Here is a 27000-nt window from a genome sequence, read left to right on the forward strand (position 1 = left end):
TTGAGAAGAAGGAAGGCAATAGCCGCCCTAGGCGTCGCTGCCGCGATGGTACTTACGGGCTGCTCGACGAGTGTGAGTGATGGGACCGTCACCCTCCAGATGGTGGAGAGCCTGACGAACCCCGCCCGCACAGAGCTCCTGAAGAAACTCATCGCGGAATTCCAGCAGGAGAACCCGAAGATCAAGGTCAATCTGATCTCACCGCCGACCGACCAGGCAGATCAGAAGATCCAGCAGATGCTCCAGTCCGGCAGCGGCGTCGACACCCTGGAAGTCCGGGACATCACCGCCGGCCCATGGTCCACCAACGGCTGGCTCTACGACATGGGCAAGGACCTGGAGGGGTGGGCCGGTTGGAAGGACATGACCGAGAACGCCACGAAGGCCTCCAAGAACGCCAAGGGAAACACGTACTTCGTCCCGTACGGCTTCTACGGACTGAGCCTCTTCTACCGCACCGACCTGATCAAGGAAGCAGGATCCAGTGGTCCGCCCACGAACTGGGACGAGCTGCTGGAGCAGGCCACCGCGATCCAGGACAAGGGCAAGCGCCAGTACGGCTATGCGTTCCGCGGCGGAACCAATGCCAACGGCAATGTGACCGCGGCCATCGAGGCATACGTCGCAGACAAGGTCGACCGCGAGAACGGATACAAGCTCACCGACGGCAGCACGATCTTCTCCGCGCCGGAGGCCCTCGACGCGCTGAACACCTACTTCAAGCTGTTCAAGCAGGCGTCGCCGCCGTCGTCGGTCGCGTGGGGATACCCGGAGATGGTCGAGGGCTTCTCGAACGGCTCCACTGCGTTCCTGCTGCAGGACCCCGAAGTGATCGCGACAGTGGGCCAGTCGAAGGCGATCAAGAAGGACCAGTGGACCACCGCTCCCCTGCTCGCCGGTCCCGGCGGGAAGGCCGTCCAGCCGCTGGCGACCGCCGGCTGGGGAATCGCCAAGGGCAGCAAGCACAAGGCGGAGTCCATCAAGCTGATCAAGTTCCTCTCGCAGGGCGAGGCTTCGACCACCTTCAGCAAGGAGAACAGCCTGGTCCCCATCCTCAAAGCGGCGAGCGAGGACGAGTTCTACAAGACCGGTCCGTGGGCCAGCTACGTGACGATGACCGAGAACCCGGACAAGTACATCACCGTCACGCAGCCCCGTGACGCGCCCTGGTGGACCGAGTGGTCCCAGAAGGCCGACGCGGAGATCCAGCGGGTGCTGCTCGGCAAGATGACCCCGCAGCAGCTGCTCGACAGCTGGGACAAGTACTGGACCGAGAAGTGGAAGAGCAAGGGCTGAGGGGAAGACGGGACGTGACCCGATCGACCTATGAGCAGGTGGAGCGCCCCTCCCTCAAGGGGGGCGCTCGGCCCGCACCGACAACGTCCAGTCAGCGTCCGCGCAAGCCGGCCTTCACTGCCCGCCGCGGCCTGGTCATCGCCGCGTACATGGCCCCGGCCGTGCTCTTCGTGGCTGTCTTCATCTAATACCCCATGCTCCGGGGCAGTCAGATGGCCTTCCGCCACTGGAATCTCACGGACCTCACGGACACCTCCTGGGTGGGCTTCGAGAACTTCCAGGCGATCTTCATGGATCCGGCGTGGAGCACTGTCCTCAGCAATACCGCGCTGTGGGTGTTCGCCTCCATCATCCCCCAGTTCGTGATCGGTTTCGCCATCGCGCTGTGGCTGCGACGCCGTTTCCGCTTCCGCGGGCTGTATCAGGCACTGGTCTTCTTCCCCTGGGCCATATCCGGGTTCCTCATCGGCATCCTGTTCCGCTGGATGTTCAACAGCGAGTTCGGGGTCGTGAACGACCTCCTGGAGAAGGCGGGGCTGATCGACCAGCCGATCGCCTGGCTGGCGGATCCGAAGATGGCGATGATCGCCGTCATAGTCGCCAATATCTGGTACGGCGTCACATTCTTCTCCATCATGATCCTCGCCGCCCTGCAGTCGATCCCCAACGACCTGTACGAGGCAGCCGAACTCGACGGCGCCGGCAAGGTCCGCACACTGTTCCAGATCACCATTCCCTACATCCGGATGACGCTGGCGCTGACGGTGCTGCTGCGGGTGATCTGGATCTTCAACTTCCCCGACATCATCTTCGGAATGACCGGCGGCGGCCCGAACAACGAGACGCACATCGTGACCACATGGATGATCACGATCACCCAGCAGGGTGACTACGGGAAGGCGTCCGCGCTCGGGCTCATCGTTGTCGCCGTGCTGCTGGTCTTCTCCGTCTTCTACCTCATGGCCACGCGCGAGAAGAAGGGAGCAAACTCGTGATCAACAAGGAGTCCGTTCCGGGACGTGTCACCAGAGTCACCTTCCTCGCGCTCTGGCTGGTCGTCACGGTCTTCCCGCTGTACTGGATCACCATCACATCGCTGAAGAGTCCGGGCGACATCTTCACGTTCCCGATCGCCTACTGGCCCGAGCACTTCTCACTGGAGAACTACGCCGGACTGTTCAGCAATGGGCAGTTCGGTGTGTATCTCACCAACAGCCTGATCGTCGCGACGGTCGCGGGGGCGGTGGCAACCGCGATCTCGATGCTGTCCGCCTATGTGCTGGCTCGTTTCGAGTTCCGGAGTAAGAGCGCGCTGCTGATGGCGGCCCTGATCACGCAGATGATCCCCACGTTCATCGCGCTGGGACCGCTGTACCTGATGATGACCGAACTGAAATTGGTCGACAACCGGCTCGGGCTCGTCCTGGTATACGTCGGGGTCTGCATCCCCTTCTGCACGGTGATGCTCCGCGGATTCTTCGCGAACATCCCGGACGCGCTGGAGGAAGCCGCCATGATCGACGGCCTCTCACGGTTCGGAGCCCTCTTCCGGGTGCTCCTGCCGGTGATGAAGCCGGGCATCATCGCCGCGTTCATCTTCAACTTCGTGAACTGCTGGAACGAGCTCTTCCTGTCGGTCACGCTCATGAACAGCGACGACAACAAGACGATCCCCACGGCGTTGAACGGCTTCATCTCGAGCTTCAACATCGACTGGGGTTCGATGTCGGCGGCGGCGGTGCTCACGATTCTGCCGACCATGGTGCTCTTCGCCTTCGCCAGCCGCCATATCGTCCAGGGGCTCACCTCGGGTGCGGTCAAGGGGTAGCGGCCGCGGATCCACGGCCGGCCGTCCTTCGCCTGGTGGTGATCCATTCGCGGTGCCACCCTGGATGTACTGCCAACCGGCAAGGGGTACGAAGATCGGCGGGTGATGTCATGCCCGAGCTGCCCGATGTCGAGGGGTTCCGCGAAGTCCTCGCCTCCTGCGCGCAGGGCAAGCGGATCAAGCGGGTCGAGGTGAACGACGCGGGCGTCCTGCACGGGGTCAGCGCGGGGCGGCTGAGCCGCGACCTGGAAGGCCGCCGGTTCCGCGAACCGGAGCGGCACGGCAAGTGGCTGCTCGCCCGCACCGACGGTCCCACTGTGCTGCTGCATTTCGGGATGACCGGACAGCTGGTCTGCTGTCGCGAGACGGACTCGCCTCATCCGCACGACCGCGTCGTGTTCACCGTGGGCCGGGACCACCTGAGCTACCGCGACCAGCGCAAGCTGCAGGGCCTCTGGCTCGCCGACGACGCCGATGTCGCGCGGATCCTGGACGACCAGGGGCCTGACGCGATGTCGGTGGACCTGGCCGAGCTCGAGGAGCTGCTGTCCCGGCGGCGCGGCCGTATCAAGTCCGCCCTCACCGACCAGTCCGTGCTCGCCGGGCTCGGCAATCTGCTCGCCGACGAGATTCTGTGGCGCGCCCGCCTGCACCCGGAACGCCGGGCCGACGAGCTGACCGACGACGATCGCCGTCGGCTGCATACAGAAATGCGCCGCACTCTGCGCTCGTCGGTGCGCGCCGGGCGCGTTCCCACACGGAAGTCCTGGCTCACCGGCCGCCGCGACGACTCCAACCCGACGTGCCCGCGCTGCGACGGGCCGCTGAGCCGCAAGCGTGTCGGCGGGCGCGGCACAGTGTGGTGCCCCAAGTGCCAGCCGGCCGGCTCATGAGCCGGCGCCTGCGAGCCCTGCCGAAGACGGCCCGCCGGACGGCGTGACCATTTTCTATGGGCTGTGGTGTGGGTGGTTACTTGGCGCCGACGCCGAGCCGACCGAGGAGCGCGATGGTGTTCGGAGTGGAGCCAGTACTCGACGACCTTGCCGTGTTGGTGCGCAGGATGTCGGTGCCGACAAAGATGATCTTGGTGTCGACGGGCAGGGGCCGGGGACGCCGCCGCCATTGATCCCGGTCGCGGCCCATCGGCCGACGATGTGCTTGCCGTCGACGAACGGGCCGACCTGCGTGGTGATCTTGAAGTGCTTGAAGATTGTGTGGGACTGATTGATCCACGCGGTGAGGCCGTCGACACCACGGATGGCTGGGTCGGAGCCGCCGTCCAGGAGACTGACGTGCACCGGAACTTCGGGGAGATGATGCCGGGGGCCCGGTCGTAGTCGCCGTTCCAGCCTTCACCCAGCTCCCCCCACAGCGCACGCTGCGCGGACGCCGTGGGGTATGGGGGTGCGCACCGGCCTGCGCTGTCGCGGTGGCGCCGAGGGGCTGCGCGGCAGGCGGGCTTTAGTGGCCACGCTGATGCCGCTGCCGACGAATAGGTCAGGGCGGGCGCTCGCGAGGGACAGAACAGCGACGCGACGGGAGATGGTGAATCGGGTCATGGCTCGTCCTTGTCTGAACGGGAGAAGGAACGAGCCAACGGCGTTGTAGGCCACGAGTTCTGGTCTCTCTTCCCCTGTGCAGCACTGATTCACTTCCTCTCAGTGATCTCTGGCGGGCTGTCTGCTCGCTCCCCCGACGCGGTCAAGTGCGGAAAGCGGTACTCGGTGCGGCTGTACCGGACCTCGTCAGGACGCAGCACAGCGGTGGGGTAGTCGGCGTGGTTGGGCGAGTCGGGGAGGTGCTGGGTCTCGAGACAGACCGCGCTGTGGCGTAGGTAGGGATGGCCGCCGCTGTCGGCCAGCGATCCGTCGAGCTGATTGCCCGTGTAGACCTGCAGACCGGGTTCGGTGGTCCATACCTCCATCACACGTGCGGCGGCAGGCGCTGTCAGTCGGGCGGCACGCCGCAGTCCGGGTCCCGCGGAACCGGTGCGGATGACCCAGCAGTGGTCGTAGCCGCCGGCGTCATCCAGTTGTGGATCGTGGAGCCCGAACATGTCCCCGATGCGGCGCGGGGACGACAGATCGAAGGCGGTGCCGTCGACCAGGACGGCCGGTCCGAGGGGAATGCCGTCGTCGCTGACGGGCACATAGGATCCCGCGTCCACCTGCAGGGTGTGGCCCAGGACGTCGCCCGGTCGTCCCGCCAGATTGAAGTAGGCGTGATGGCTGAGGCTGACGACAGTGGGGCGGTCGGTGGTCACCATGTAGTCGATGGCCAGGGTGCCCGCCCGGTCGAGTGAGTAGGTGGCCGTGACATCGAGGGCGCCCGGGAAGCCCATGTCACCGTCCGGGCTGAGGAGTGACAGCCGCACCGAGGCCATGTCGTCGCTCGGGAGCGGTTCGGCCTGCCAGATCCTCTTGTCGAAGCCTTCCGGGCCACCGTGCAACGCGTGACCCCGGTCGTTGGTGGGGACCTGGTACTCCATGCCGTCCAAGGTGAAGCGGCCATGCGCGATGCGGTTGGCGTAACGGCCGATGAACGCGCCGAAATACGGGCTCTTCTCGGCGTACTCGTCGACGGAGGCGAGCGACAGCACGACGGAGGAGGAGTTGCCTGCCGCGTCGGGCACGGACAGCGAGTGCAGGATGCCGCCGTACGTGAGGACTTCGGCCCGCACACCGATACCGGAGTCCAGACGCAACAGATCGACGTCCTCGCCCCCGGGAGCGGTTCCGTAAGGGCTGCGGTGCAGGGTGGGCCGGGGCATGAGGATTCCTCGTCGTGAGCGGTGTTCGTGCGGAGAGCCGGGTTCGCACCTCGGCCGGGGGAGGCCAGGTCCTAGCGGTGCGGGGTTCGGGCCGCATTCGCGGCGGGCCCGCCGGTACTGGTGGACTCGCGGACGAGGAGGCGGTATCCGGGCCGGGCCCGGAGGGGTTCGGCCCGATGGCCGACGAGCCGTTCGACGAGGCTCTCCACGGCAAGACGGGCAATGGCCTGCTTGTCGGGGGAGATCGTGGTGAGGGTGACGGCGCCGAACCGGCTCTCCTCGATGTCGTCGAAGCCGACCACGGCGACGTCGTCGGGCACGGTGAGGCCCCGCTCGGTGAGCGTACGCATCGCCCCGATGGCGATCAGGTCGTTGTAGGCGAAGACGGCGTCGGGCCGCCCACCGCGGTCCAGCAAAGCGGCCATGGCGGTGGCGCCGTCGGCGCGTCCGTAGCCGTCGGTTGCGGCGACCAGGTCCTCGTCGGGCTCCAGTCCGGCGGCGACGAGTTCTTCCCGCCAGCCGCGCAACCGCAGGTGTGCCGGCTGGCGCTCGCGGCCGGTGCGGGAACCGATGAAGGCGATCCGCCGGCGTCCGATGGAGAGGAGATGACGGACTGCCTCACGAGCCGCGGCCACGTTGTCGATGGCGATGTGATCGTAGGGGGCCTCGTACTCCCGCTCCCCCAGCAGCACCAGCGGCGCAGTCTCGTCCCGCCCGGTCAGGTCCTCGGTCTCCAGGTGGATCGGACTCAGAATGAGTCCATCGATGACATGGGAACGAAATCCCTGGCTGACCAGGACCTCCTGCTCACGCAGTCCGGCCGTGTGGTCCACCAGAACGGTGTAGTCGTACCGGGCGGCCGCGTCGATGACCGCGCCGGCCAACTCGGCGAAGTACGGGTTGCCGAGTTCGGGGACGGCGAGGGCGATGATGCCGGTGCGGCCCTTGCGCAGATGGCGCGCGGTGAGGTTGGGGCGGTAACCGAGTTCGTCGATGGCCTGCTGCACCTTTGCGCGCATGTGCGGTGTGACGTGGGGGTAGTTGTTCACCACGTTCGACACGGTCTTGACCGAAACGCCCGCCCACTGCGCGACGTCTTTCAGACTGACGCCCACTACACTCCTTCGCTGGACCGAACCGGGGCCCCGGAAACATCCGGGTCCGGCATGCTGTGCGCCGGGCGCCGCCGGCACTGCGGCCGTGCGGCACCCGGTGTTCCTCAGGTGGTTCTGCGGCTCCGTGCCAGGTATCGCTGCGCCACCACGACCACGATCAGGAAGCCGCCGCTGACCACGGACTGGTAAGAGGAGTTGAGCGAACCGATCTGGTTGATCAGGTTCTGAATCACCGCGAGCAGCAGCACCCCCCACAGCGTGCCGCTCACCGAACCCGCGCCGCCGATGAGCAGCGTGCCTCCGATGACGACCGCCGAGATGGCGTCAAGTTCCATGCCAACACCGATGATGGTGACGCCGGAGGAGAGCCGCGCCGCGTTGATCGCGCCTGCCAGGCCGGCCAGTAGCCCGCTGAGCAGGTAGACCATGACCTTCGCTCGGGCGACGGGGAGACCCATGAGCGTCGCCGCGTCGGCGCTGCCGCCCACGGCGAACAGTGTCTGGCCGAAGGAGGTGCGTTGCAGGACCAGACCTCCGGCGCCGAAGAGCACTGCGGCGATCAGGATCGGATAGCCGAATCCCCAGATGCTGCCCTGCCCGACGTGGGCGAAGGCCGACTCCTTGGGAACCAGGTACGTCGTGGCGCCCTCGTCGGTGATGGCAAGCAGCAGCCCACGGGCGGCCAGCAGCGAGGCGAGGGTCACGATGAACGGCGCCAGACCGGCGCGTGCGATGAGGAGCCCGTTGAGGGCGCCGATCGCTCCGCACACGGCGAGTGGGACCAGCAGGGCCGGGAGGATGCCCCATTGCGAGGCCCAGGCCGCGAGTACGCCGCCGAGCGCGAATACCGAGCCGACGGACAGGTCGATGCCGCCCGTGATGATCACCAGGGTCATGCCCAGTGCCACGATGGCAAGGAAGGATGCCTGGACCGTCACTCCGCGGGCGTTGTCCATGGTGGCGAAGGTCGGATAGACGAACGACGAGACAACCACCACGAGGACCAGAACGGCGAGTACGCCCTGGCGTTGGACCAGTGAGGCGAAGCGCTCCCTGCCGGTCGACTGTTCGGCAGCGGCGTCCTGCCAGGGGGGGCTGCCGGGCGGAACGGGTGCGGCCGGCGATCGAGAACCGGCTTCGGAGGAACCGAGTGCTGAGAGGAGTTTCATCGGGATCGGCGCTCCCGGGCGACGTATACGGCGGCGAGAATGATGGCCGCCTGGGCTATCTGGGCAGTGGAGTCGGGCAGATCGTGCTTGACCAGGGTGGCGCGCAGCAGCTGCATGAGCAGAGCGCCGGCGACGGTGCCGAGGACGCGGATGGAACCGCCGCTGAGCGGTGTCCCGCCCACGACCACGGCGGTGATCGCGGACAGCTCCATCAAGTTGCCCAGGGAGGAGGGGTCGCTGGCGGTGAGCCGGGCGGTGGCCAGCACGCCCGCCAGCGCCGCTAGTACGCCGCACAGGACGTACACACCGGTCAGGACCCGTTTGACCGGCAGACCTGCCAGTGCCGCGGCGGGGCGGTTGCCACCGATCGCGACGACCTGTCGGCCGAAAGTGGTGCGGTGTACCAGGAAGGCCACGGCGAGCGCCAGCACACCGGCGATCAGAACGACCAGCGGGATGCCGAGGAAGCTTCCGGTGCCCAGGGCGAGCAGATCGGGGTTGGCGATCTGCTTCAGCTGTCCGTCGGCCACGACCAGGGCGATTCCGCGGCCGCCGACGAACAGGGCGAGGGTGGCGACGATGGGTTGAAGGCCGACCAGCGACACCAAGGTGCCGTTCACCGCGCCGACCACGGCGCCGGCCAGGAGAGCGATGAGGAGGGCCGGCACGAGTCCGTAGCCGAGGTAGAGCGGCAGCAGGGCGGCGGCCAGCGCCATGGCCGAACCCACGGACAGGTCCACGCCCTCGGTGCCGATCACCAGGGCCATGCCCAGAGCCACGATGACAACCGGGGCGGCCTGGATCAGCTGGGTGCGGAAATTGTCGACGGTGACGAAGTGCTCTGTGAAGAAGGCGTTGAAGACCAGCAGCGCGGCAACTGCGGCGTATACGCCGTACTCCTGGAACCATGCGGGGTCGCGCAGCTGTGACAGGCCGCGCCCCGGCACTACGGTCGCTGGGCTGGTCATCGGAGATCCTCCTTGTCGGCCGAGGCCTTGGCCGGGACGTGCGGGCCGGTGCCGGTGCCGGTGATGTCGGAGTCCGGGGCGGGATGCATTCCTGCCGGAGCGGCGGCTGCGGAATGGTCGGCGAGCACTTCCAGCAGTGCGCTCTCGCCGACCTGATCGCCGGTCAGCTCTCCGGCCACGGACCCGCCCCGCAACACCACGATCCGGTCGGAGCCCTCGACCAGTTCCTCGAGGTCGGAGGAGATCAGCAGGACGGCGAGGCCTTCCTGGGCCAATTCGTCGATCAGCGCCTGCACCTCGGCCTTGGCACCGACGTCGATGCCGCGAGTGGGCTCATCCAGCAGCAGCACCTTGGGCTGCAGGCACAGCCACCGCGCGAGCAGGACCTTCTGCTGGTTGCCGCCGGAGAGTTCACCGACCTTCTGCTCCGGGCTGGAGGCCTTGATCCGCAGCCGCTTCATGAAAACGTCCACGATGCGGTCCTGCTGCTTGCGTGAGACGACGCCGACCCGGGACAGCCGGGGCATGGCGGCGAGCACGATGTTCTCCCGGACCGACAGGCCCGGCACGATGCCCTCCGCCTTGCGGTCCTCGGGCAACAGACTGATCCCGGCGCGGATGGCACTCGCGGAGGTCGTCCGACGCAGCGGCCTGCCGGCGATGCTGATCTCTCCCGCGTCCAGGGGCAGGGCGCCGGCCAGCGTCTTGGCCGTCTCGCTGCGCCCGGATCCCAACAGGCCGGCAAGTCCGAGCACTTCACCCGGATGGAGATCCAGGCTGATGTCGTCCAATTGATGTCTGCGGGTCAGACCTTTGGCCGTGAGGACGGGCCGGCGCGCGACGTCATGTCCCTCGTCTCCGAATGCTGTCACGCCGTGCCTGCGGACCTCCGTGATCTCCCGGCCGAGCATCATGGACACTAGGTGCATGCGGTCCACGTCGGCCAGGTCGCCTGTGTGGACGTGCCGGCCGTCGCGCAGAACGGTGACCCGGTCGCAGACGCGATACAGCTCGTCCATGCGATGGCTGACGTAGACGACAGCGATGTTCTGCCGCCGCAAATCCCCGATGACCTGGAACAGGGTCTCCACCTCTCGTGGTTCCAGGGACGAGGTGGGTTCATCCATGACCACCACCTGGGCCTGGACAGACACTGCGCGGGCCAGCGCGACCATCTGCTGCGTCCCGACGCCCAAGGTGTGCAGCGGCCGCCGGGCATCGACGCGGACGCCGAACCCGGCGAGCAGCTCGGCCGCCTCGCTGTGCATGCGCCCGAAATCGATCAGCCCGAAGCGGGACTTGGGCTCACGTCCGAGGAAGATGTTGCGGGCCACGCTCATCAGAGGGACAAGGTTCACCTCCTGGTAGATCGTGGAGATGCCCGCCTGCTGCGCCTCGAAGGGGCGAGTGAAGTGCATCTGCCGTCCGGACAGCAGCAGTTCGCCGCCGTCCGGGCGGTGGACGCCGGTGAGTACCTTGATCAAGGTGGACTTGCCCGCCCCGTTCTCGCCGACGAGGGCGTGGGTCTCGCCTGCATGAACGGTGAACGAGACGTCGTCGAGGGCGACTACGCCGGGGAACCTCTTGCTGACGCCGCGGGCCTCCAGCAGTGCCGGTGCGTTCGGCGACTGTGCGCCTGCCGCAGCGGACGCTGCCGCTTCGGGGGGTGCCATGAACCTGGCCTTCCGGAGATCGTATGGGTGGTTCCCAGGCCGCCACGAGATGAGACGGGGGTCGTGGCGGCCCGCAGCGGCATGGGTCAGTACGCTCCGCCGATCGACGACTTGGCGTTGGCCTCGTCGTAGGCGCGGTCGGAGATGATGACGTTCTCCGGGATGGACTCGCCGCCGTAGAACTTCTGCGCGGTCGCGAAGGCGAGCGGGCCGAACCTCGGGTTGGACTCGATTACCGCGTTGTACTCGCCGTTGGCCAGGGCCTGGACGGCGTTGCGCGTGCCATCGATAGAGACGATCTTGATGTCCTTGCCGGGCTTCTTGCCGGCGCCCTTGAGAGCAGTGAGCGCGCCGAGGCCCATCTCGTCGTTCTCGGCGTAGACCGCGGTGATCTCCGGCTTGGACTGAATGAGCTGCTCCATGACCTGCTGACCCTTGTCGCGTGCGAACTCGCCGGTCTGCTGGGCGACGATCTCCAGGCCGGGCGCCTTGGCCTTGATCTGGTCGACGAACCCCTTGGTGCGGTCGGTGGTGACGTTGTTTCCGGAGGCGCCCAGCAGAATGGCGACCTTGCCCTTGCCCCCCGTGGCCTTGATCATCGCGTCGGCTGCCCGCTTACCCTGCTCCACGAAGTCCGATCCCAGGAAGGCGAGGTAGTCCTTGCACGCCGTGGCGTTGATCTTCCGGTCGATCGTCAGGACCGGCACGTGCTTGTCGGCTGCGGCCTTGAGGGCCGGCTCAAGACCGTCGGAGTTGAGCGGCGCGACGATGAGGAACTGTGCCCCCTGGGCGAGCATGTCCTGGATGTCGCTGATCTGCTTGGACAGTTGCGACTGTGCGTTGGTGGTCAGCAGCTTCTTGACCCCGACCTTCGCCGCCTCGTCCTTGATGGACTGCGTCTCGGCGATGCGGAAGGGGTTGGCCTCCTTCTCCGACTGGGAGAAGCCGACGATTGCGTTCTTCAGGTCGACCTTCGGGGCGCCGTAGGCGGTCAGGGCGCAGCCCGGGCCGGAACTCGCCTCCGGCGTCTTGGCTGACTGCGCCGCCTGGGACGCATCGCTGCCCCCGTTCTCGGTCGTCTCCGACTTCGAACAGCCGGTGGCGGCAAGGGTGATGGCCGCGATGGAGAGCCCTACGGCGGAGAGCGTGCGGGACCTGTGCGTGGTGGTCATGAAAGGACACTCCTTGGCGGACGGGACGGTGCCGCCGGGCGGCGTACGGTCGCGGGCAGTGCGGGAGTGCAGCCGTGCCGCCCTGGATGACCGGAGCGTGGGCGTACGGTTGCCGAAAGGGGCTGTGAGCTGCTGGAAAGCCGTGTAACTGGCTCAGTTCCGGACTGTCTCCGACTGGCTTTACAACGTTATATAGGCGCCCTGGTGCCAGCGGCAAGAGGGTTGCAGCGACGTTTCCTAAGCGTGTCCGAGCCGACGCGACGAGCCGCCATGCCGGATGTGGACGGGCGGGGACACCTGTTGCCGAACCTCTGGACAGCCGCCGGGCGACGTGCTGTCATTCCGGTGTCACACAGGTTTCCAACGTTGGAATAACGGGCCGGGTACGCCACTTGCTACCGCGGACTTTGTCGACGGCGCCCACATGTGCAGCGAGCCGCGAGGCCCACCGAGCCCCTGTCCTCATCGGCCGCATCAGCCCCCACAGTTCCGGCTCCGAGTCCCTCTGCGCGAGGAAGAGTCCATGACACGACAGCCCACCCATACCCGACGATTGCTCCGGGCGCTGCTGCTTGCCGTTGCCCTGGCGCTGCCGATCAGCGGCCTGGTCCCGATCGCGCCGACTGCCGAGCCGGCCGCTTCTGCGGCCACATTCGCCGACAACGACCCATCCGGCGCCGTGAAGGGCCTGAAGGGCGAGTACTTCAGCATGTCCGAACCGGGCGCCCGGGACTTCGCCACCCTCGGAGGAGTCTCGCTCGACCCGCAGATCAACTTCCCTGGCCTGGTCCCCATGTTCGAAACGCTGACCGGTAAGGGAGAGCACACGACAGCCCGCTGGACCGGCCAGATCGAGGCGCCCACCACCGGCGACTACACGTTCTACGCCATCGGCGACAACGGCTTCAGGCTGTTCATCGACGGCAAGGCTGTCATCGACCACTGGCAGCCCGACTGGGACACGGAACAGACCAGCGAGCCGGTCACTCTGACCGCCGGTGAACGCCACGAATTCCGCCTCGAGATGTTCCAGGACACCGGCGGCGCGAACATGTTCCTGCGCTGGTCAAGCCCCACGCTGGCGAAGCAGTTCGTCCCCGAGACGGCGTTCACGCCGCCGGCCGACTTCCAGTCCTTTCCGGTGGAACTCTCCGTCGCCGAGGACGGCCTGCGCCTGCAGGCGACGTTCGAGGGCGCGGTCAGCGCCATCGACGCCGTCAAGGATCACCTGAAGGTCGAGGCCGACACGTCGCCGATGCCGGTCGAGGCGGTAGCCGTCGCCTCGGACGACCCTCACTCCCTGGTCGTCACGCTGGCGGCGCCAATCCAGAAGGACCAGCGGGTCCGCGTCACTTACGACGGTGAAGGCGGCCTCAAGGCCGGCGCCGACACCGTGCCGCTGATCATCCGTACGGCACGGAACGCGTCCACGCACCGGCTCACCACCACGTGGGGCGACAAGCTCGACAGCAAGAACCCGCTGCCGGAGTACCCCCGTCCGCAGCACGTGCGCGACCAGTGGAAGAACCTCAACGGCCCCTGGCAGTTCGCCGGCGCCGACGCGGGCGAACAGCCGGTGTTCGGCAAGAACCTCGACGAGAAGATCATCGTGCCGTTCCCGGTCGAGTCGCAGCTCTCCGGCATCGAGCGGCACGAGGACCACATGTTCTACCGCAAGCTCGTCACCGTGCCCAAGGACTGGAAAGTCGGCAGCAGTAAGCGGCTGAAGCTCAACTTCGACGCCGTCGACTACCAAGCCCGCGTGTGGGTCAACGGCAAGCAGGTCGCCCAACACACTGGCGGCTACACCGGATTCAGCGCCGACATCACCGACGCGCTCCAGGGCACTGGACCGCAGGAGATCGTGGTCGCGGCAACCGACACGGGCGGCATCAACCAGCCGACAGGCAAGCAGTCCACTGCGCCGAGCGGCATCTTCTACACCCAGTCGTCGGGCATCTGGCAGACCGTCTGGATGGAGCCGGTTGCAGACACCTCCGTCGACGGCCTGATCACCACGCCCGACATCGACTCCAGCAGCCTGTCGGTGACCGTCAACTCCGAGCACGCCTCCTCCGCGGCCCGCGTCAAGGCCGTCGCCCGCGACACCCGGGGCAGGACGGTCGGCACCGTCACCGGCCCCGCGAACAGCCGGCTGCGCCTGCCCGTCAGCAAGCAGCACCTGTGGAGCCCGGACGACCCGTATCTCTACGACCTCGAAGTCACGCTGACCGACGGCCGGTCCACCGACTCCGTCGACAGCTACTTCGGCATGCGGAAGATCGGCGTCGAGAAGGTCGGCGGCTACCAGAAGCTCGTCCTCAACGGCAAGCCGATCTTCTCCCTCGCCATGCTGGACCAGGGTTTCTGGCCCGACGGCCTGTACACCCAGCCCAGCGACGCCGCCCTTGCCTTCGACCTCAAGGCGCAGAAGAAGCTCGGCTTCAACGCGGTGCGCAAACACATCAAGGTGGAGTCCCCCCGCTGGTACCACCACGCCGACAAGCTCGGCCTGCTGGTGTGGCAGGACTTCGTCGCCGGCAGCCTCACCAACGAGACCGGTCGAAAGGCGTTCCTCGACGAGGGCAAACAGGCCATGCAAATGCTGCACAACTCGCCCTCGATCATTGGCTGGATCGTGTTCAACGAGGGCTGGGGCGAATGGGACCGCGAGGAGACCGGCCGCATCGCCGAGTCCGTCAAGGCGGCCGATCCCTCCCGCGTGGTCAACGCACACAGCGGTGTGAACTGCTGCGACTCCAAGGGCGACTCCGGCAAGGGGGACATCATCGACCACCACGACTACGGAAACCGCGAGGCACCGTTCCCCGACCACCGCGCCGCGATGGACGGCGAGCACGGCGGCTTCACCCTCCGCACCCCCGGCCACATGTGGCCGGGTGCTCCAACGGCGATCTACAGCGGCGTGGCCGACAAGGACGCGCTCACCCGCAAGTACGTCGAGAACACCGAGACGTTCTACCTCGCAGCCGCCGGGGCAGAACTGTCCGGCTCGGTGTACACGCAAGTCACCGACCTCGAGAATGAGCTCAACGGTCTGTACACCTACGACCGTCGGGAGATCAAGGTCGACCCGGCGAAGGTGCGCGAGATCAACCGAAAGGTCATCGCGGCGGGCGCAGCCGCCAGTGAGCGGCAGGAGCTGCACGGCGGTGCGTTTCTGGCCCCTCGACGAGGGCGAGGGCACCACCGCGGGCGACAAGGGCCCCAACCGCAGCTCGCTGACGCTTCGTGAAGGCGCCTCCTGGACTCCCGGCGTGAGCGGCACAGCGCTGAAGTTCGACGGTGAGGGCCAGTACGCCCAGACCGAGGGCCCGGTACTCGACACCACCAAGAGCTACTCGGTGTCGGCCTGGGTCACGCTCGATTCGATTCCCGGCAACTACGCGACCGTGGTCAGCCAGGACGGCAGGCGCACGGAGAACCCGTTCTACCTGCAGTACGGGCAGGGCGCCTTCGCGTTCAGCACACCCGGCGGCAACCGGGCCCGCCTGGAGACCAAGCCCGAACTGGGGCGTTGGTACCACCTCGTCGGGGTGCGTGCCACCGCGAGCGACGACATCCAGCTGTACCTCGACGGCCAGCTGGTCGCAACGGCCGCATCCGGCCCCGCCGACGTCAGCACCGGGCCGTTGTCCGTCGGCCGCGCCAAGTTCGCAGGTGCGAACACCGACTTCTGGAACGGCGCAATCGACCAGGTGCACGTCTACGACAAGGCGCTCACGGCCCAGGAGGTGAGCGCGCTCCACGACCAGGAGAAGCCGTAAGCCTCCTGCTCAACCGAGGATCCCCGGTGAGCGGGTCGTGACCCGCTCACCGGGGGAAACCCACCACGGCACCCTCACAGGCCGCCCGAAGTCTTTCGGGCGGCCTGACGCTGCCGTGGAACTCCCGTCGCGGGCGCGTAACCGGCAGGGCGCCACGCGGTGACGCGATGGCGGATTTCATGCGAAGGGAACTGGCGTCACTCGGCTATTCAACCGGCTCCGGCCAAGCACCTGTAGTCCCCATCGATACTGTGAACGAAAAACGCAGTCTCACGGCGTGGAGTCTCTTGATCGAGCAAGGTATATATGTCAACGCGGTACTCCCTCCCGCCGCGTCGCCCGCCTGAGGAGCAGCTACATCGCGGTGCACATCAAGGAGCAACTCGCCCGGGCACTCGAGGGCTTCGGCGCGGTCCGCGACCAACTGCTCGATTGACGACTTATCCACTGAGACTGACACGGAGTCATACCGGAGTCACAGCGCCACCCAACTCGGGCACTGATGGCTGTGCGTCTGCGGCCGATACATCTGAATGCGTCGCTTGCCTGCTGCCTTGGCGCCGTACATCGCCAGGTCGGCATTGCGCATCAATTCGTCGGGGGTGATTCCCGGAGTGGCCACCGCGAGCCCGATCGAAGCCGCGACCACGGCTTCGGTCCCCGCGAGGCGGTAGGGCTGTGCCAAGGCGAACAGCAGCCGCTCCGCCACCTCCCGCGTCCGTGACTCACACGCTCCCGCCTCGCCCTCCAGCAGTGCGCCGAACTCATCCCCGCCGAGGCGGGCAACGGTGTCTTCCGCTCGTACCGCAGCCTGCAGCCGCCGCCCAGCCTGGATCAGCAGTTCATCGCCCGCCGCATGCCCGGCCGAATCGTTGACTTGCTTGAAGCCGTCCAGGTCGAGGAAGAGCACCGCGGGCGGTGCACTGTCGGCCGACCGCTTGGCAAGGGCGTGCTTGACCCGATCGGCGAACAGGGCACGATTGGGCAGGCCGGTCAGCGCATCGTGGAACGCCAAATGCTCCAGTTGTGCCTGCAGCGCGACCCGCTCACTCACATCCCGGCTGTTGGCGATCAATCCATCGGCGTGAAGACTGATCGTCGACTCGATGTGGCGCCACTGTCCGTCGGCCGACCGCATCCGGCAGGAGACACGATGATTCAGGCTGTGACTGCCGAGATGGTCTTCCTCCCTCAACTTCTCGACGGTTTCCTTCAGCGGCGGCATGTCGTCGGGATGAATGAGCAGCGGCACGCGGGTGCCAAGAAGATCCTCAGGCCGGTACCCGAAGACCTGTTGCACAGCTGGACTGATGTAGAGCAGGACACAGTCCTCGCCGGCGATGGCGATCACGTCACTCGAGCCCTGGACGAGCGTACGGAAGTGGTCCTCGCGGGTGGCGACCTCTCTGGTGAGGCAGAGACTGTCAGCGTGTACTACGCCTTGGCGCACACTCAGTGCGCACAACACGGTTCCTCCGACGACGAGCATGACCACATCGAGGCGGTAACCGGACAAGGTGTGCACCACAACGGCCACCGCGCAGACGACCACGGGGAGGAACGCCGCCACCACCCCCGCCACGGGCAACTCCCGCCGGTCCACGTCCAGGACACTGGCGCCGCCGGGCAGCCACGGCGCCGCGGCGATAAGGAACATTCCGGTCATCGAGCATGTCTCGATGACGGGAATCGTGGTTGAGACGGCAGGCTCTGCCGAGAAGATGCGGAAAATGTCGCTGACCGCGAGGACTACGAGTGCGAATGCCGCAACGGTGACGGACGCGCGCTGTTCGCGTGGCCTGGCGAAGCGCAGAACCAGCAGCAGTCCCAGGACGAGGGTGTCCGCGACCACTCGGCCGAGATCGGACAGCGCTGCCAGGACGTCACCGCCCAGATCTGCCCGGTGCAACAGGAATACCCAGCCAAGGGTGAACAACGATCCGGCAATCATCCACCCGTCCAAGAGCCGTCGCAGCCAGGTCAGCCTCGTGCCGCCGTCGCCGGCCGCGACGACCAGCCCGGCCACGCCCAGGCTCAGCGCGACGGCGATGCCGGCCACGGCAAGCAGTTCGACGGCCGAATAGAGCATCCCGGTGGGCGGCCGAAGCAGTGCTGTCAACTGGCGCAGCACAAGCTCATGGATGCCGGCCGCACCCGCGGACAGGCCGAGCAACAGCAGGCGCAGCCGCACTCGTCCCGTGGCCGAACGCGCCCGCGCGAGGATGGAGAGGACGGCCACGCCGTGCGCAGCGGGCACCCCGATATCGGCCACCGCCAGCCCCACCTGGGCGAACCGCCCGCCCATTGCAGCTGCGACCACGGAGCCGATGCAGACGGCCTGACCCACTCCCGCCACGTACAGCCACCTGCTGCGCAGCTCGGCCGGTGGCGGCCCTCCCCCGTCAGCGCGCTCAAGCACCATACGCAACACGAACTCCCCGAGATTGTGCCCGGCTCAGAAGCCTCGTCCCTGACGTCCACGATGGAGTAGGGACGGCAGGAAGGTAGAGGATCTTCGTCGCTAATCGGGACGTATGATTCGGAGTTCACCTGAATTAACGACAGATCCAGGCATCGTCGAGGCTGATATGACTGCTGCGTGGTAGGGGGGTCGCGTCGGCGGGGCATCGCCGCCCGGGCCTGCTCTTCAGGCTCACGCCACTCGTCGGACGCGTCGTACGTCGATCGTCGGACACCGGCCGCGTCGACACGAGGAGGTCAATGGCGGTGGCGGAGCCGGGCCGTGGAAGGGGCGGCCGTCAGCCGGAGGAGCGGGACAGTGTAATGGCGCGTCCACTCATCAGGATGTACATGCGCCGCCGTTCTCTCGCTGACGGTTAGTCGGGAGATACGCTACGTCAACAGCGAGATCGCCGACGGGCATGCTCACCGTGCCGGGAGGAGAACGGGTGGTCGCGGACCGGTCGGACACGCAGCGAGCTGAAGGCCGAGCACCGGACGAGGAGCAGCGCGAGCGGGACATACGGGTCGTTCCCAGAACCCTTGAGCGCGATGCCGAACTGGTCGTTGTCAAGGCGGCGTTGGACGCCGTGAGCGGCGTTTCGACGACGGGTGCGGTGATCCCCGCCGCACGCCGCGGTGGGTTGCTGGCCTTGACCGGACCGGCCGGGGCAGGCAAGACGACCCTCTTGGAAGAGGTGCGTCGCCTTGCGGCCGAGCGGGATTGCACACGGCTCTTCGCGAAGGGCGGCGAGCAGGAACAGAGTCTCGCCTTCCATGTGGTGCGGCAGTTGCTCCAGCCGCTGCTGGCCTCGTACTCCGAGAGCGAGCGCCGGGAGGTGCTGGGTGACTGGTACGGCATCGTCGGTCCATGCGTCGGCCTGAGTCCCGCCGCGGAGCGCGCGGTGCCGGATCCGCAGGGGGTGCGGGACGGTCTGGACTGGGTGGTCACTCATGTCGCGGTAAGGCGCGGCCCCTTGGTCCTGGTCGTCGACGACGCGCACTGGGCGGACGCGGAGTCCCTGGCCTGGCTGACCTCATTCGCCGCGCGTGTCGAGGACCTGCCCGTCCTCGTGGTCGTCGCCTACCGCCCGGAGGAAATGCCTGACGAGGCAGAGGCGTTCAGCGACATGGTCGAGCGGAGCCGGGTGCGTCCGCTGGACCTGGCGCCGCTGACGCCGGCCGCGGTCGCCGATCTGATGCGCGAGGCGCTGGGCACCGGGGTCGACGACGACTTCTGTCACGAAGCCTGGCTCGTCACCGGAGGCAACCCCTTCGAGACGGTCGAGCTGGCGGCCAAGGTACGCGACCGTCGCCTGGCCCCCACGCGGGAGAACGCCTGTACGTTGCGGGACCTCGCGGCCGAGACCAAGGGCGGCGGCCTGGTGGACCGGCTGGAGCAGCTGGGCACGGTCGCGGTGCGGCTGGCCTGGGCCGTCGCCGTCCTCGGTTCGGAGGCGAGCTTCGGCCTTGCGGCATCACTGGCGGCGCTGGGACCGGCCGAGGCCGCGGAAGCGACGGATGTGCTGCGGGCCGAGCGCATTCTGACCTACGGCATGAAGCCGGAGTTCGTCCATCCGCTGATCGCGACGGCGGTCTACCGGGCCATCCCGTCCGCGATGCGAGTGGCGCTGCACGGCAAGGCCGCCTGGGACCTCGTCGAGGCGGGCGAGAGCCCGGCCGTAGCGGCCCGGCATCTGCTGGAGACACAGCCGGAGGGCGACGCCTGGGTGGCGGAGCAACTGCGCGAAGCGGCCCTGGAGTATGTGCACCGCGGTGCTCCCGACGCTGCCCGGCGCTGTCTGAGCCGCGCGCTGCGCGAGCCTCCGCCCGCGAGCCTGCGGGCCAACGTGCTGCATGAACTCGGTTCCCCGGCGCTGCTGCTCGATCCGACGGTGACGGTGAACCATCTGCGGGCCGCGTTGCAGGAGCCGGCCCTGCCGTCGGCACTGCGGCAGAGCATCGTCATCCGTCTCGGGCGGGCGCTGTCGCACTGCGACCGGCTCACGGAAGCCGCGGAGGTGGCGATGGAGGAAGTCCGTGTCGCCACGGACTCTCGGGTGCGTCTGCGCATGCTCATGGAACACTTCATGTTTTCGGCGTTCACGTCCGACGACCGGCAAGCGCCGGTCCTTTCGCGCCGGCTCAGCCAGCTCACGCAACGGTTGTCCGGCCAGAGCCAGACCGAGCGTTATCTCTACGGGCTGCGCGCATGGGATGCGATGGTGCGCGGCGAACCGGCGGCGACCGCCCTGGAGTTCGCGGAGCGGGCGCTGGGTACCGGCGGGATGAGCTGGACGGACGAGCAGTGGGGCTTCGAAGTCCCGTCGCTGGTGGCCCTCACCTTCCTCTACTGCGACCGCCCCGACCGGGCCGAGGAGCTGTACGCGGCGGCCATCGCCGAGTACGAAGAGCAGGGCTGGCGCGGGGTGCACCTCTCGCTCGGCTACAGCCTGCTCGGCTATATCCGGTTCTGGAAAGGCCAGCTCACCGACGCCGAGGACTTCGTACGCGCCGGGCTGCAGCTCGGGGACCGCCTGGGGCCCGCAGGCACCCATGCGCAGTGGTACGCGCTGGCGAGCCTCATCGAAATCCTGATGGCCCGCGGGGAGACCGCGGCTGCCCAGGAGCTGGCGGTGCAACGTCGGTTCGGCAAGCCGTTCCCGTCGGCCGTGACGCTTCCCGACGCCGAGACCGTCCACGGCGAACTGCTGTTGGAGCGGGGCATGGACCAGGAGGCCGCCGAAGAGCTGGCCGCGGTGGGCCGCCGCCTGGACCTGCGCGGTATGCGCAATCCGGCCTGGTGCCCGTGGCTGCCCCATCTCGCGCTGGCCACCCGGACGATGGATGCCGGGCAGGCGCTGGACCTGGCGCGGGAGGCGCTGCGCCGCGCCGAGCGCTTCGGCACGGCAACGGCGGTGGGGAAGGCGCTGCGGGTGCTCGCCCGGGTGACGGACGGGCCCGAGGGGATTGCTCTGCTGCAGCGTGCCGTCACCACGCTGGAGTCGGCACCGTCGTCGTACGAACTCGCGGGCGCTCTGGTCGAGTTCGGTATCGCGCTGCGCCGTGCCGGACTCCTGGCGCAGGCAGCGGAGACGCTGCACCGCGGTGTGGACCTGGCCGGTCAGTGCGGGGCCGGGGGTGTTGCGGCGCGGGCGCGTGACGAGTTGGTCGCGGCGGGGCTGAGGCCGCGCCGCTTGGAGGTGGTACGGCAGGGGCCGCTTAGCGGAGCACCATCCGCGTAGTCAACGGCGCACGGTAGGACGTGCGCGCGGTGCCGTGCACCACATCGCGGTGGCATGGTGCGCCGGGGGCCGCATCGTGGTTTCCCCCGGCGTGGAGAGGTGAAGCATCAAGGGCGTACGAACGGAGAGTAGATGCTCTCCGCCCTGATTTGTTCGCTCTTGCTTCCTCGTCTCGCTCCCTCGGAGGGGGCCATGCGCGCTGCTGTGGCAGGTGCGGGGGGCCACACCCTGATGGCCCTCGATGATGCCGGCCTGCTCGGCGACCTCGCACTGACCTGGTCCGGCGAGTTGCTCCACTCAGCGGCCTCACACCCCTCCAACTGCGTGCGGCGCTCGGCGTGGTGGACGCACCGCCGGGGCAAGTGCACCGTGCTGATGGCCCTCGCCGTCGCACGAGCCACTCCTGCGCAACTCCGCCTTCTGCGTGCTCTGGTGGGCCGCCCCGAGCTGCCCGAGGACCAGGCGGACTCCGTACGGGCAGTTCTGGAAGCCACCGGCGCCCGCCTCGCGGTGGAGCGGATGATCGCCCGTCGCTGCCGCCGAGCCATGAAAGCCCTCGACCTCGCCCCCTTCCCGGGGGCTGCCGTCGAAGCCCTGCGCCACCTTGCCCACGCCGCTTCCGTGAGGACGTCATGACCGAATTCTTCCTGCCCGAGCTGCCTCGGCTGCTGCCCGTGGCCTACCACCCCAAGGCGGCGCAGATCGAGTTCCGGTCGAACGGCTGGGTGCGCAGCCGACTCGGCGACTGTTTCCCGAGTGAGGAAGACCTGCTGTCCTTCTTACGTCAGCGGAACGGACTGTACGGACCACTGACTGTGCCGTACGCCGACGAGCAGCGGGCACTCGATGTCGCCGACTGGTACCAGTACGTCACCGTCATCGACAGCTTCGTCTCTGACCGCTCGGCGCTGGGAGCCGATGAGGCCGGTGCCCGGGACGTATTCGCCGGCATCATGGACGACTTCCACGGTGACGGCGGCGGGAGCGAGGACTTTTCCTACGGCATGGCGGGCAAGGAGCTGTGGCGTCGTATCAGCCCTGGACTCTCTCCAGGTCAGATCCGCCGGTTCTCCGGTGCTCTCGAGGCGTTTCTGCGCGGGTGCGTCACGGAGATCCGTTTCAAGCTGACCGAGCGGGTGCCGGACTACGAGACCTGCATGACCGTGCGTCTGGACAGTTTCGGCTGCGACTTCATCCGGTTGATGACCGAATACGCGGCGGGCGTCGACATGACCGGATGCGATCGGCTGCTCGCAGACGTGCACACGCACTGCATGCGGCAGATGATCATCGTCAACGACCTGCTCTCGTGGCGCAAGGAGCATGCGCAGGGCGACAAGATGACGGTGGCCCGCGTGCTGATCGAGCGCGAGGGACTCGGTCTGCAGAGTTGCGTCGACCGGCTCCGTGAGCTGGTCGAGCACCATGAGAAGGCCTATATCGCGGCCCGGGACCAGGTGCTGGACGGTCCACACGCAACGCGCGCGGACATCCGCGCGTATCTGAACGGCCTGGACCACCTGATCGGTGGCAGTGCGGAGTTCGAGTACCTCACGCCTCGCTACTTCGGCGACGGCTACGTCTGGGACGGATCCACCTCGGGCTGGATCAGCCTCACCGCACCCGTCACCCGATTCCGGGCGAGACCCAGCGCCGATACCAATACCGATGCACAGAGCGGCAGTCCGCAGGCGGCGACACCATCCATGACGAGGAGCTGAAGAGTGGCAGACACTGCACGCATACGGCCGGGCACCGGACACTCGACGACCGGCGTGGCCGCGCCGTCGAGGAAGGGCCGCGCCCCCGGCCGGCTCCCCGTTCTCGGCCACGCGATCCCCCTGCGGCGCCGTCCGCTGGAGTTCCTGGAGGGCCTGCCCGAGCACGGCGACCTGGTCGAGATCCGTCTGGGCCCCCAACCCGCCTACATGGCCTGCCACCCCGAGCTCGTGCGACAGGTCCTGCTGGACCCGCGTACCTACGACAAGGGCGGCCCGCTGTTCGACAAGGTCCGGCCCCTCGTGGGCAACGGCTTGTTCAGCTCCGCCTGGGCGGAGCACCGATTACAGCGTCGGCTGGTGTATCCCGCCTTTCACCCCAGCCGGACGGCGTCGTATGCCGCCATGATGTGCGAAGAGATAGACGCCCTGCTCGGTTCATGGCGGGAAGGCCGTGCCATCGACCTCGCCGCCACGCTGCATGCGCTGACGGTCCGGGTCACCACGCGAACCTTGTTCTCCACCACGGCCGATGCCCGGGCCGTTGCCGACGTACAGCATTGTCTGCCCATCATCCTCCGGGGCATCTACCGGCGGATGACCGCGCCGGTCGGTCTCCTGGAGAGACTGCCCACCCCGGAGAACAGGCGATTCGAGCAGGCACGCACGAGGCTGCGCGCCGTCATCGGCGAGACGGTCCAGGGCTGCCGGCGATCGGGGGCGGACAACGGGGACCTGCTGTCGATCCTGGTCAGTGCCCGGGACGAGGAGAGCGGTGAACGCCTCACCGATGAGGACCTCCGTGACCAGGTCATGACCCTGCTGATCGCAGGTACCGAGACCACCGCGAGCGTCGTGGCATGGACCTTCCACCTGCTGAGTCAACACGCCGAGGCCGAGGAGCAGTTGCACGACGAAGCCGACCGCGTCCTCGAGGGTCGACTGCCCGCGTTCGGCGACCTGCCCGCCCTGGACTACGCCCGACGCGTCGTCACAGAAACCCTTCGCCTCTACCCGCCGGCCTGGCTGCTCAGCCGGATGGTCACCGTCGAGACGGAACTCGCCGGGGAGAAGCTGAGGCCGGGGGCGACCGTCCTGTACAGCCCGTACATCCTCGGCCGCTCTCCCGGCCTCTTCCCCGACCCCAGTCGCTTCGACCCCGATCGCTGGCTCCCCGAGCGAGCGGCATCGGTGCCGCGCGGCGCGATGGTGCCCTTCGGCGCAGGCGGCCGCAAATGTATCGGGGAGGCCTTCGGCATGGCAGAGGCGACCCTGGCCGTCGCCGCCGTCAGCACGCGCTGGCGGCTTCGGCCCGTGCCCGGGACGACGGTCCGGCCGAGGCCGGAAGCGGCCCTGGGCACAGGTCCCCTGCGCATGCTCCCCGAACCGCGTCACTTCGGGGCACGGCGTACGCATCCCTGACATCGACCACCGATCTGCCGAGCGGCGACGCTCATCCCGGCGGCCGACTCAGCCGGTCACTGACCGCCCTCTGGAGAGCGCTCGTCCCCGCCCGCCGCGCGGTCGTGTTCGAAGACCCAGACAGCCACCTGGGCACGCGAGGTGAAGCCGAGTTTGCTCAGTATGTGCTCGACGTGGCCCTCCGCCGTGCGCTGGGCGATCACCAGCGTGGCCGCGATCTCCTTGTTGCTCAGCCCTTGCGCGACCAGCTGGGCGATCTGGGTCTCGCGGCGGGTGAGCGGGGAGGGCCGCTCGTCGTCCTCGCCCGGTTCCACCGCCTCCAGGTGCTCCTCGAGCGCGTAGCCGAGCGCCTCGTCGTAGGAGAGCCGGGAGCCCTTTTTGACGTCGGCGCGGAAGGCCGTCGCACCGAGGGCCCGGCTCGTGCGGGCCTCGCATTCGTCGTGGTACTTGACGAGGTGCCCGTACCCGGACAGCGGCGCGCCAATTGCGTGCCAGATCGTCTGCAGGATGCCCAGGAGCTGGGCGGCTCGCTCATAGTGCTCCTCGGTGGCGGCGATCCAGGCCAGCACCTCGAGGTTGACGCCGACCCCCAGCGGATCGTCGAGCGAACGGTTGAAGGCCAGGCTCGCCTTCTCGAGTTCGGCGGCGCGACGGGTGTCGCCCTGGCGCCAGACCTCGATTCCGAGCGCCATCATCGTGTAGGCCCGGTGCCAGCCCTCTCCGTAGGCGTCGCACACCCGCAGAGACTCCTCACCGATCGAGATGGCGTGCGGCGAGTCACCGAGGAACGAGTGGACCAGGGAGAGGCGGATCAGCGACAGCGCGAGTCCCACCGGGTCGTTGGTGGCCTGGTGCCTGGCGACCGCCTCCTCGTAGAGCCCGATCGCGGATTCGGCGTCCCCCCGGTACATGGCGACCATTCCGGAGTACAGCGCGGTGTATGCGAGTACGGACTCGTCCGCGAGCCGTTCCCCGAGCCTGCCGCTCTCCTCGAGCATGGCCGCCGCGGCGGCGGTCTCGGACTGGATGACGGCCAGCCAGCTGTTGGTCCACAGCGCTCGGGCCCGGACCTGGCTCGGTTCGGTGCAGATGGCGAGCCCCTCGTCCAGCCAGCGCCGTCCCTCGCCGAGGTAGTAACTGGTGATCCAGTGGTAGAGCAGGTCCGAGGCCATGCCCAGGCCGGTCTCGGCCTCGCCGGATTCGGCGAAGCTGTACTCCAGGGCTGTGCGCAGGTTGGTGTGCTCCAGGTGGAGCCGGGTGAACCAGGCCACCTGGGACGGACCGAACAGCTCGGCACGCGCTTCGCCCGCCAGCCGCCGGTAGTAGTCACGGTGGCGCCGTTGCCAGAGCGCCATCTGCCCGGCCGCGACGAGCTGCTCCCGGCCGTACTGCCGCAGTGTGTCCAGCAGCCGGTAGCGCACGGTCGCATGGGGCTCCTCCCTGAGAAGGACGGACTTGTCGACCAGTCCGGTCACCACGTCGAGGACCTCGTCGCGGCTGATGCCGTCGCCGGAGCACACCTGCTCGGCCGCCTCCAGGTCGAAGCCGCCGGTGAATACCGAGGCGCGAGCCCAGAGCAGTCGCTCCTGGTCGGTGCACAGAACGTAACTCCAGTCGATCAGCGCGCGCAGTGTCCGGTGGCGCGGGAGCACCGCACGCGAACCGGCGGTGAGCAGCTGGAACCGGTCGTCCAGCCGCTCCAGCAGCTGTTGAACGGAGAGGGCACGCAGCCGGACGGCGGCAAGCTCGATTCCCAGGGGGATGCCGTCCAGCTGCCGGCAGATGCGTTCCACCGCTTCGCGGTTGGCCTCGGTGACGGAGAACCCTGGCAGGACGGCGCCCGCCCTCTCGATGAACAGTCGTACGGCGTCGCACCGGGCCAGCGACTTGGTGGGCAGCCGGGGGTGATCGGTGCTCGGCAGGGCCAGCGTCGGCACGGCCAGGGTGTGCTCGTATGTCAGGCCCAGTACCTGCCGGCTGGTGGCCAGGATCTTGAGGTCGGCGGTGGAGCGCAGTAGCGAGTCGGCCAGGATCGCGCACTGCGGCAGCAGATGCTCGCAGTTGTCCAGGATCACCAGCATGCGCTTGTCCCGGAGGTGGTCGGTGAGGACGTCCAGTGGCGGCCGGGACGAATGGTCCCGGATCTCCAGCGCTTCGCCGACGGTCTGGGCGAGCAGCTCGGGATTCTCCAGCCCGGCGAGTTCGACCAGCCACACACCGTCCGGAAATGCCGACCGGACCTCGGCCGCGACACGTGACGCCAGCCGCGTCTTGCCGACTCCCCCCACGCCCGTGAGCGTCACCAGGCGCGATCCGGACAGGCTGCGACGGACCTCGGCCACCTCGTGCCGACGCCCCACGAAGCTCGTCACCTCG

Annotated in this window: 18 protein-coding genes and 1 pseudogene; 10 read left to right on the forward strand and 9 right to left on the reverse strand. The window is 67.8% G+C overall.

Annotated elements, in window-relative coordinates; translation table 11 throughout:
• Positions 1-72: 72 nt before the first annotated feature.
• The 5 genes from ACFYWY_RS26415 (at position 73) to ACFYWY_RS26435 (ending at position 4017) form a co-directional block, all read left to right on the forward strand.
• A complete protein-coding gene (locus ACFYWY_RS26415; protein ID WP_389190502.1) occupies positions 73-1296 on the forward strand; it encodes an ABC transporter substrate-binding protein in 1224 nt (407 codons plus the stop codon).
• A gap of 14 nt (positions 1297-1310) precedes the next feature.
• The gene (locus ACFYWY_RS26420) at positions 1311-1484 is read left to right on the forward strand and encodes a hypothetical protein (RefSeq protein WP_389190503.1); all 174 of its coding nucleotides are present in this window, start codon (positions 1311-1313) and stop codon (positions 1482-1484) included.
• Between the two features lie 6 nt (positions 1485-1490).
• Positions 1491-2291 carry a carbohydrate ABC transporter permease gene (locus tag ACFYWY_RS26425; RefSeq protein WP_389190504.1) on the forward strand — a complete coding sequence of 267 codons (801 nt, stop codon included), beginning with the start codon at positions 1491-1493 and terminating at the stop codon, positions 2289-2291.
• The gene (locus ACFYWY_RS26430) at positions 2288-3124 is read left to right on the forward strand and encodes a carbohydrate ABC transporter permease (protein ID WP_389190505.1); all 837 of its coding nucleotides are present in this window, start codon (positions 2288-2290) and stop codon (positions 3122-3124) included. Before ACFYWY_RS26425 ends, ACFYWY_RS26430 begins: the two co-directional genes overlap by 4 nt.
• A gap of 110 nt (positions 3125-3234) precedes the next feature.
• Positions 3235-4017 carry an Fpg/Nei family DNA glycosylase gene (locus ACFYWY_RS26435; RefSeq protein WP_389190506.1) on the forward strand — a complete coding sequence of 261 codons (783 nt, stop codon included), beginning with the start codon at positions 3235-3237 and terminating at the stop codon, positions 4015-4017.
• A gap of 76 nt (positions 4018-4093) precedes the next feature.
• Here ACFYWY_RS26435 and ACFYWY_RS26440 read toward each other — a convergent pair whose 3' ends face one another.
• The 7 genes from ACFYWY_RS26440 to ACFYWY_RS26470 form a co-directional block, all read right to left on the reverse strand.
• Complete coding sequence (locus ACFYWY_RS26440; RefSeq protein WP_389190507.1) at positions 4094-4267, reverse strand: hypothetical protein; 174 nt, start codon at positions 4265-4267, stop codon at positions 4094-4096.
• A gap of 505 nt (positions 4268-4772) precedes the next feature.
• The gene (locus ACFYWY_RS26445) at positions 4773-5894 is read right to left on the reverse strand and encodes an aldose epimerase family protein (RefSeq protein WP_389190508.1); all 1122 of its coding nucleotides are present in this window, start codon (positions 5892-5894) and stop codon (positions 4773-4775) included.
• A gap of 71 nt (positions 5895-5965) precedes the next feature.
• Positions 5966-7009, reverse strand: coding sequence for a LacI family DNA-binding transcriptional regulator (locus tag ACFYWY_RS26450; protein WP_389190509.1), 1044 nt, complete (start codon positions 7007-7009; stop codon positions 5966-5968).
• Positions 7010-7113: 104 nt separating this feature from the next.
• Positions 7114-8178, reverse strand: coding sequence for an ABC transporter permease (locus ACFYWY_RS26455; RefSeq protein ID WP_389190510.1), 1065 nt, complete (start codon positions 8176-8178; stop codon positions 7114-7116).
• Positions 8175-9146 (reverse strand): ABC transporter permease, encoded by a 972-nt coding sequence (locus ACFYWY_RS26460; protein ID WP_389190511.1) that lies wholly within the window; start codon positions 9144-9146, stop codon positions 8175-8177. Before ACFYWY_RS26460 ends, ACFYWY_RS26455 begins: the two co-directional genes overlap by 4 nt.
• Positions 9143-10819, reverse strand: coding sequence for a sugar ABC transporter ATP-binding protein (locus ACFYWY_RS26465; RefSeq protein ID WP_389190512.1), 1677 nt, complete (start codon positions 10817-10819; stop codon positions 9143-9145). Before ACFYWY_RS26465 ends, ACFYWY_RS26460 begins: the two co-directional genes overlap by 4 nt.
• A gap of 86 nt (positions 10820-10905) precedes the next feature.
• Positions 10906-11991, reverse strand: a complete 1086-nt coding sequence (locus ACFYWY_RS26470; protein WP_389190513.1) for an ABC transporter substrate-binding protein — start codon at positions 11989-11991, stop codon at positions 10906-10908.
• 523 nt (positions 11992-12514) lie between these two features.
• On the opposite strand from ACFYWY_RS26470, the pseudogene ACFYWY_RS26475 reads away from it, so the two are divergent.
• A pseudogene (locus tag ACFYWY_RS26475) lies at positions 12515-15779 on the forward strand (LamG-like jellyroll fold domain-containing protein).
• 475 nt (positions 15780-16254) lie between these two features.
• Here the strand turns inward: ACFYWY_RS26475 and ACFYWY_RS26480 are convergent.
• A complete protein-coding gene (locus ACFYWY_RS26480) occupies positions 16255-18126 on the reverse strand; it encodes a diguanylate cyclase domain-containing protein (RefSeq protein WP_389190514.1) in 1872 nt (623 codons plus the stop codon).
• A gap of 562 nt (positions 18127-18688) precedes the next feature.
• Here ACFYWY_RS26480 and ACFYWY_RS26485 point away from each other — a divergent pair.
• From ACFYWY_RS26485 to ACFYWY_RS26500, 4 genes are all read left to right on the forward strand, one after another.
• Positions 18689-21484 carry an ATP-binding protein gene (locus ACFYWY_RS26485; RefSeq protein ID WP_389190515.1) on the forward strand — a complete coding sequence of 932 codons (2796 nt, stop codon included), beginning with the start codon at positions 18689-18691 and terminating at the stop codon, positions 21482-21484.
• A 192-nt stretch (positions 21485-21676) separates the two neighbouring features.
• A complete protein-coding gene (locus tag ACFYWY_RS26490) occupies positions 21677-22120 on the forward strand; it encodes a hypothetical protein (protein WP_389190516.1) in 444 nt (147 codons plus the stop codon).
• On the forward strand, positions 22117-23205 hold the full coding sequence (locus ACFYWY_RS26495; protein ID WP_389190517.1) for a terpene synthase family protein: 1089 nt from the start codon (positions 22117-22119) through the stop codon (positions 23203-23205). Before ACFYWY_RS26490 ends, ACFYWY_RS26495 begins: the two co-directional genes overlap by 4 nt.
• Positions 23206-23208: 3 nt before the next feature.
• A complete protein-coding gene (locus ACFYWY_RS26500) occupies positions 23209-24624 on the forward strand; it encodes a cytochrome P450 (RefSeq protein WP_389190518.1) in 1416 nt (471 codons plus the stop codon).
• Between the two features lie 56 nt (positions 24625-24680).
• On the opposite strand, the gene ACFYWY_RS26505 is transcribed toward ACFYWY_RS26500, so the two are convergent.
• Entirely contained in the window at positions 24681-26996 is a 2316-nt protein-coding gene (locus ACFYWY_RS26505) for an ATP-binding protein (RefSeq protein ID WP_389190519.1), read from the reverse strand.
• Positions 26997-27000 lie beyond the last annotated feature (4 nt).

This window comes from Streptomyces sp. NPDC002870 (assembly GCF_042888505.1).
Classification (GTDB): domain Bacteria; phylum Actinomycetota; class Actinomycetes; order Streptomycetales; family Streptomycetaceae; genus Streptomyces.

Excerpts from the sequence above, each read along its gene's own strand:
- ACFYWY_RS26455 (WP_389190510.1), bottom strand. The coding sequence starts at position 8,178 with ATGAAACTCCTCTCAGCACTCGGTTCCTCCGAAGCCGGTTCTCGATCG.
- ACFYWY_RS26465 (WP_389190512.1), bottom strand. The coding sequence starts at position 10,819 with ATGGCACCCCCCGAAGCGGCAGCGTCCGCTGCGGCAGGCGCACAGTCG.
- ACFYWY_RS26460 (WP_389190511.1), bottom strand. The coding sequence starts at position 9,146 with ATGACCAGCCCAGCGACCGTAGTGCCGGGGCGCGGCCTGTCACAGCTG.
- ACFYWY_RS26495 (WP_389190517.1), top strand. The coding sequence starts at position 22,117 with ATGACCGAATTCTTCCTGCCCGAGCTGCCTCGGCTGCTGCCCGTGGCC.
- ACFYWY_RS26425 (WP_389190504.1), top strand. The coding sequence starts at position 1,491 with ATGCTCCGGGGCAGTCAGATGGCCTTCCGCCACTGGAATCTCACGGAC.
- ACFYWY_RS26445 (WP_389190508.1), bottom strand. The coding sequence starts at position 5,894 with ATGCCCCGGCCCACCCTGCACCGCAGCCCTTACGGAACCGCTCCCGGG.
- ACFYWY_RS26470 (WP_389190513.1), bottom strand. The coding sequence starts at position 11,991 with ATGACCACCACGCACAGGTCCCGCACGCTCTCCGCCGTAGGGCTCTCC.
- ACFYWY_RS26440 (WP_389190507.1), bottom strand. The coding sequence starts at position 4,267 with ATGGGCCGCGACCGGGATCAATGGCGGCGGCGTCCCCGGCCCCTGCCC.
- ACFYWY_RS26435 (WP_389190506.1), top strand. The coding sequence starts at position 3,235 with ATGCCCGAGCTGCCCGATGTCGAGGGGTTCCGCGAAGTCCTCGCCTCC.
- ACFYWY_RS26490 (WP_389190516.1), top strand. The coding sequence starts at position 21,677 with ATGCGCGCTGCTGTGGCAGGTGCGGGGGGCCACACCCTGATGGCCCTC.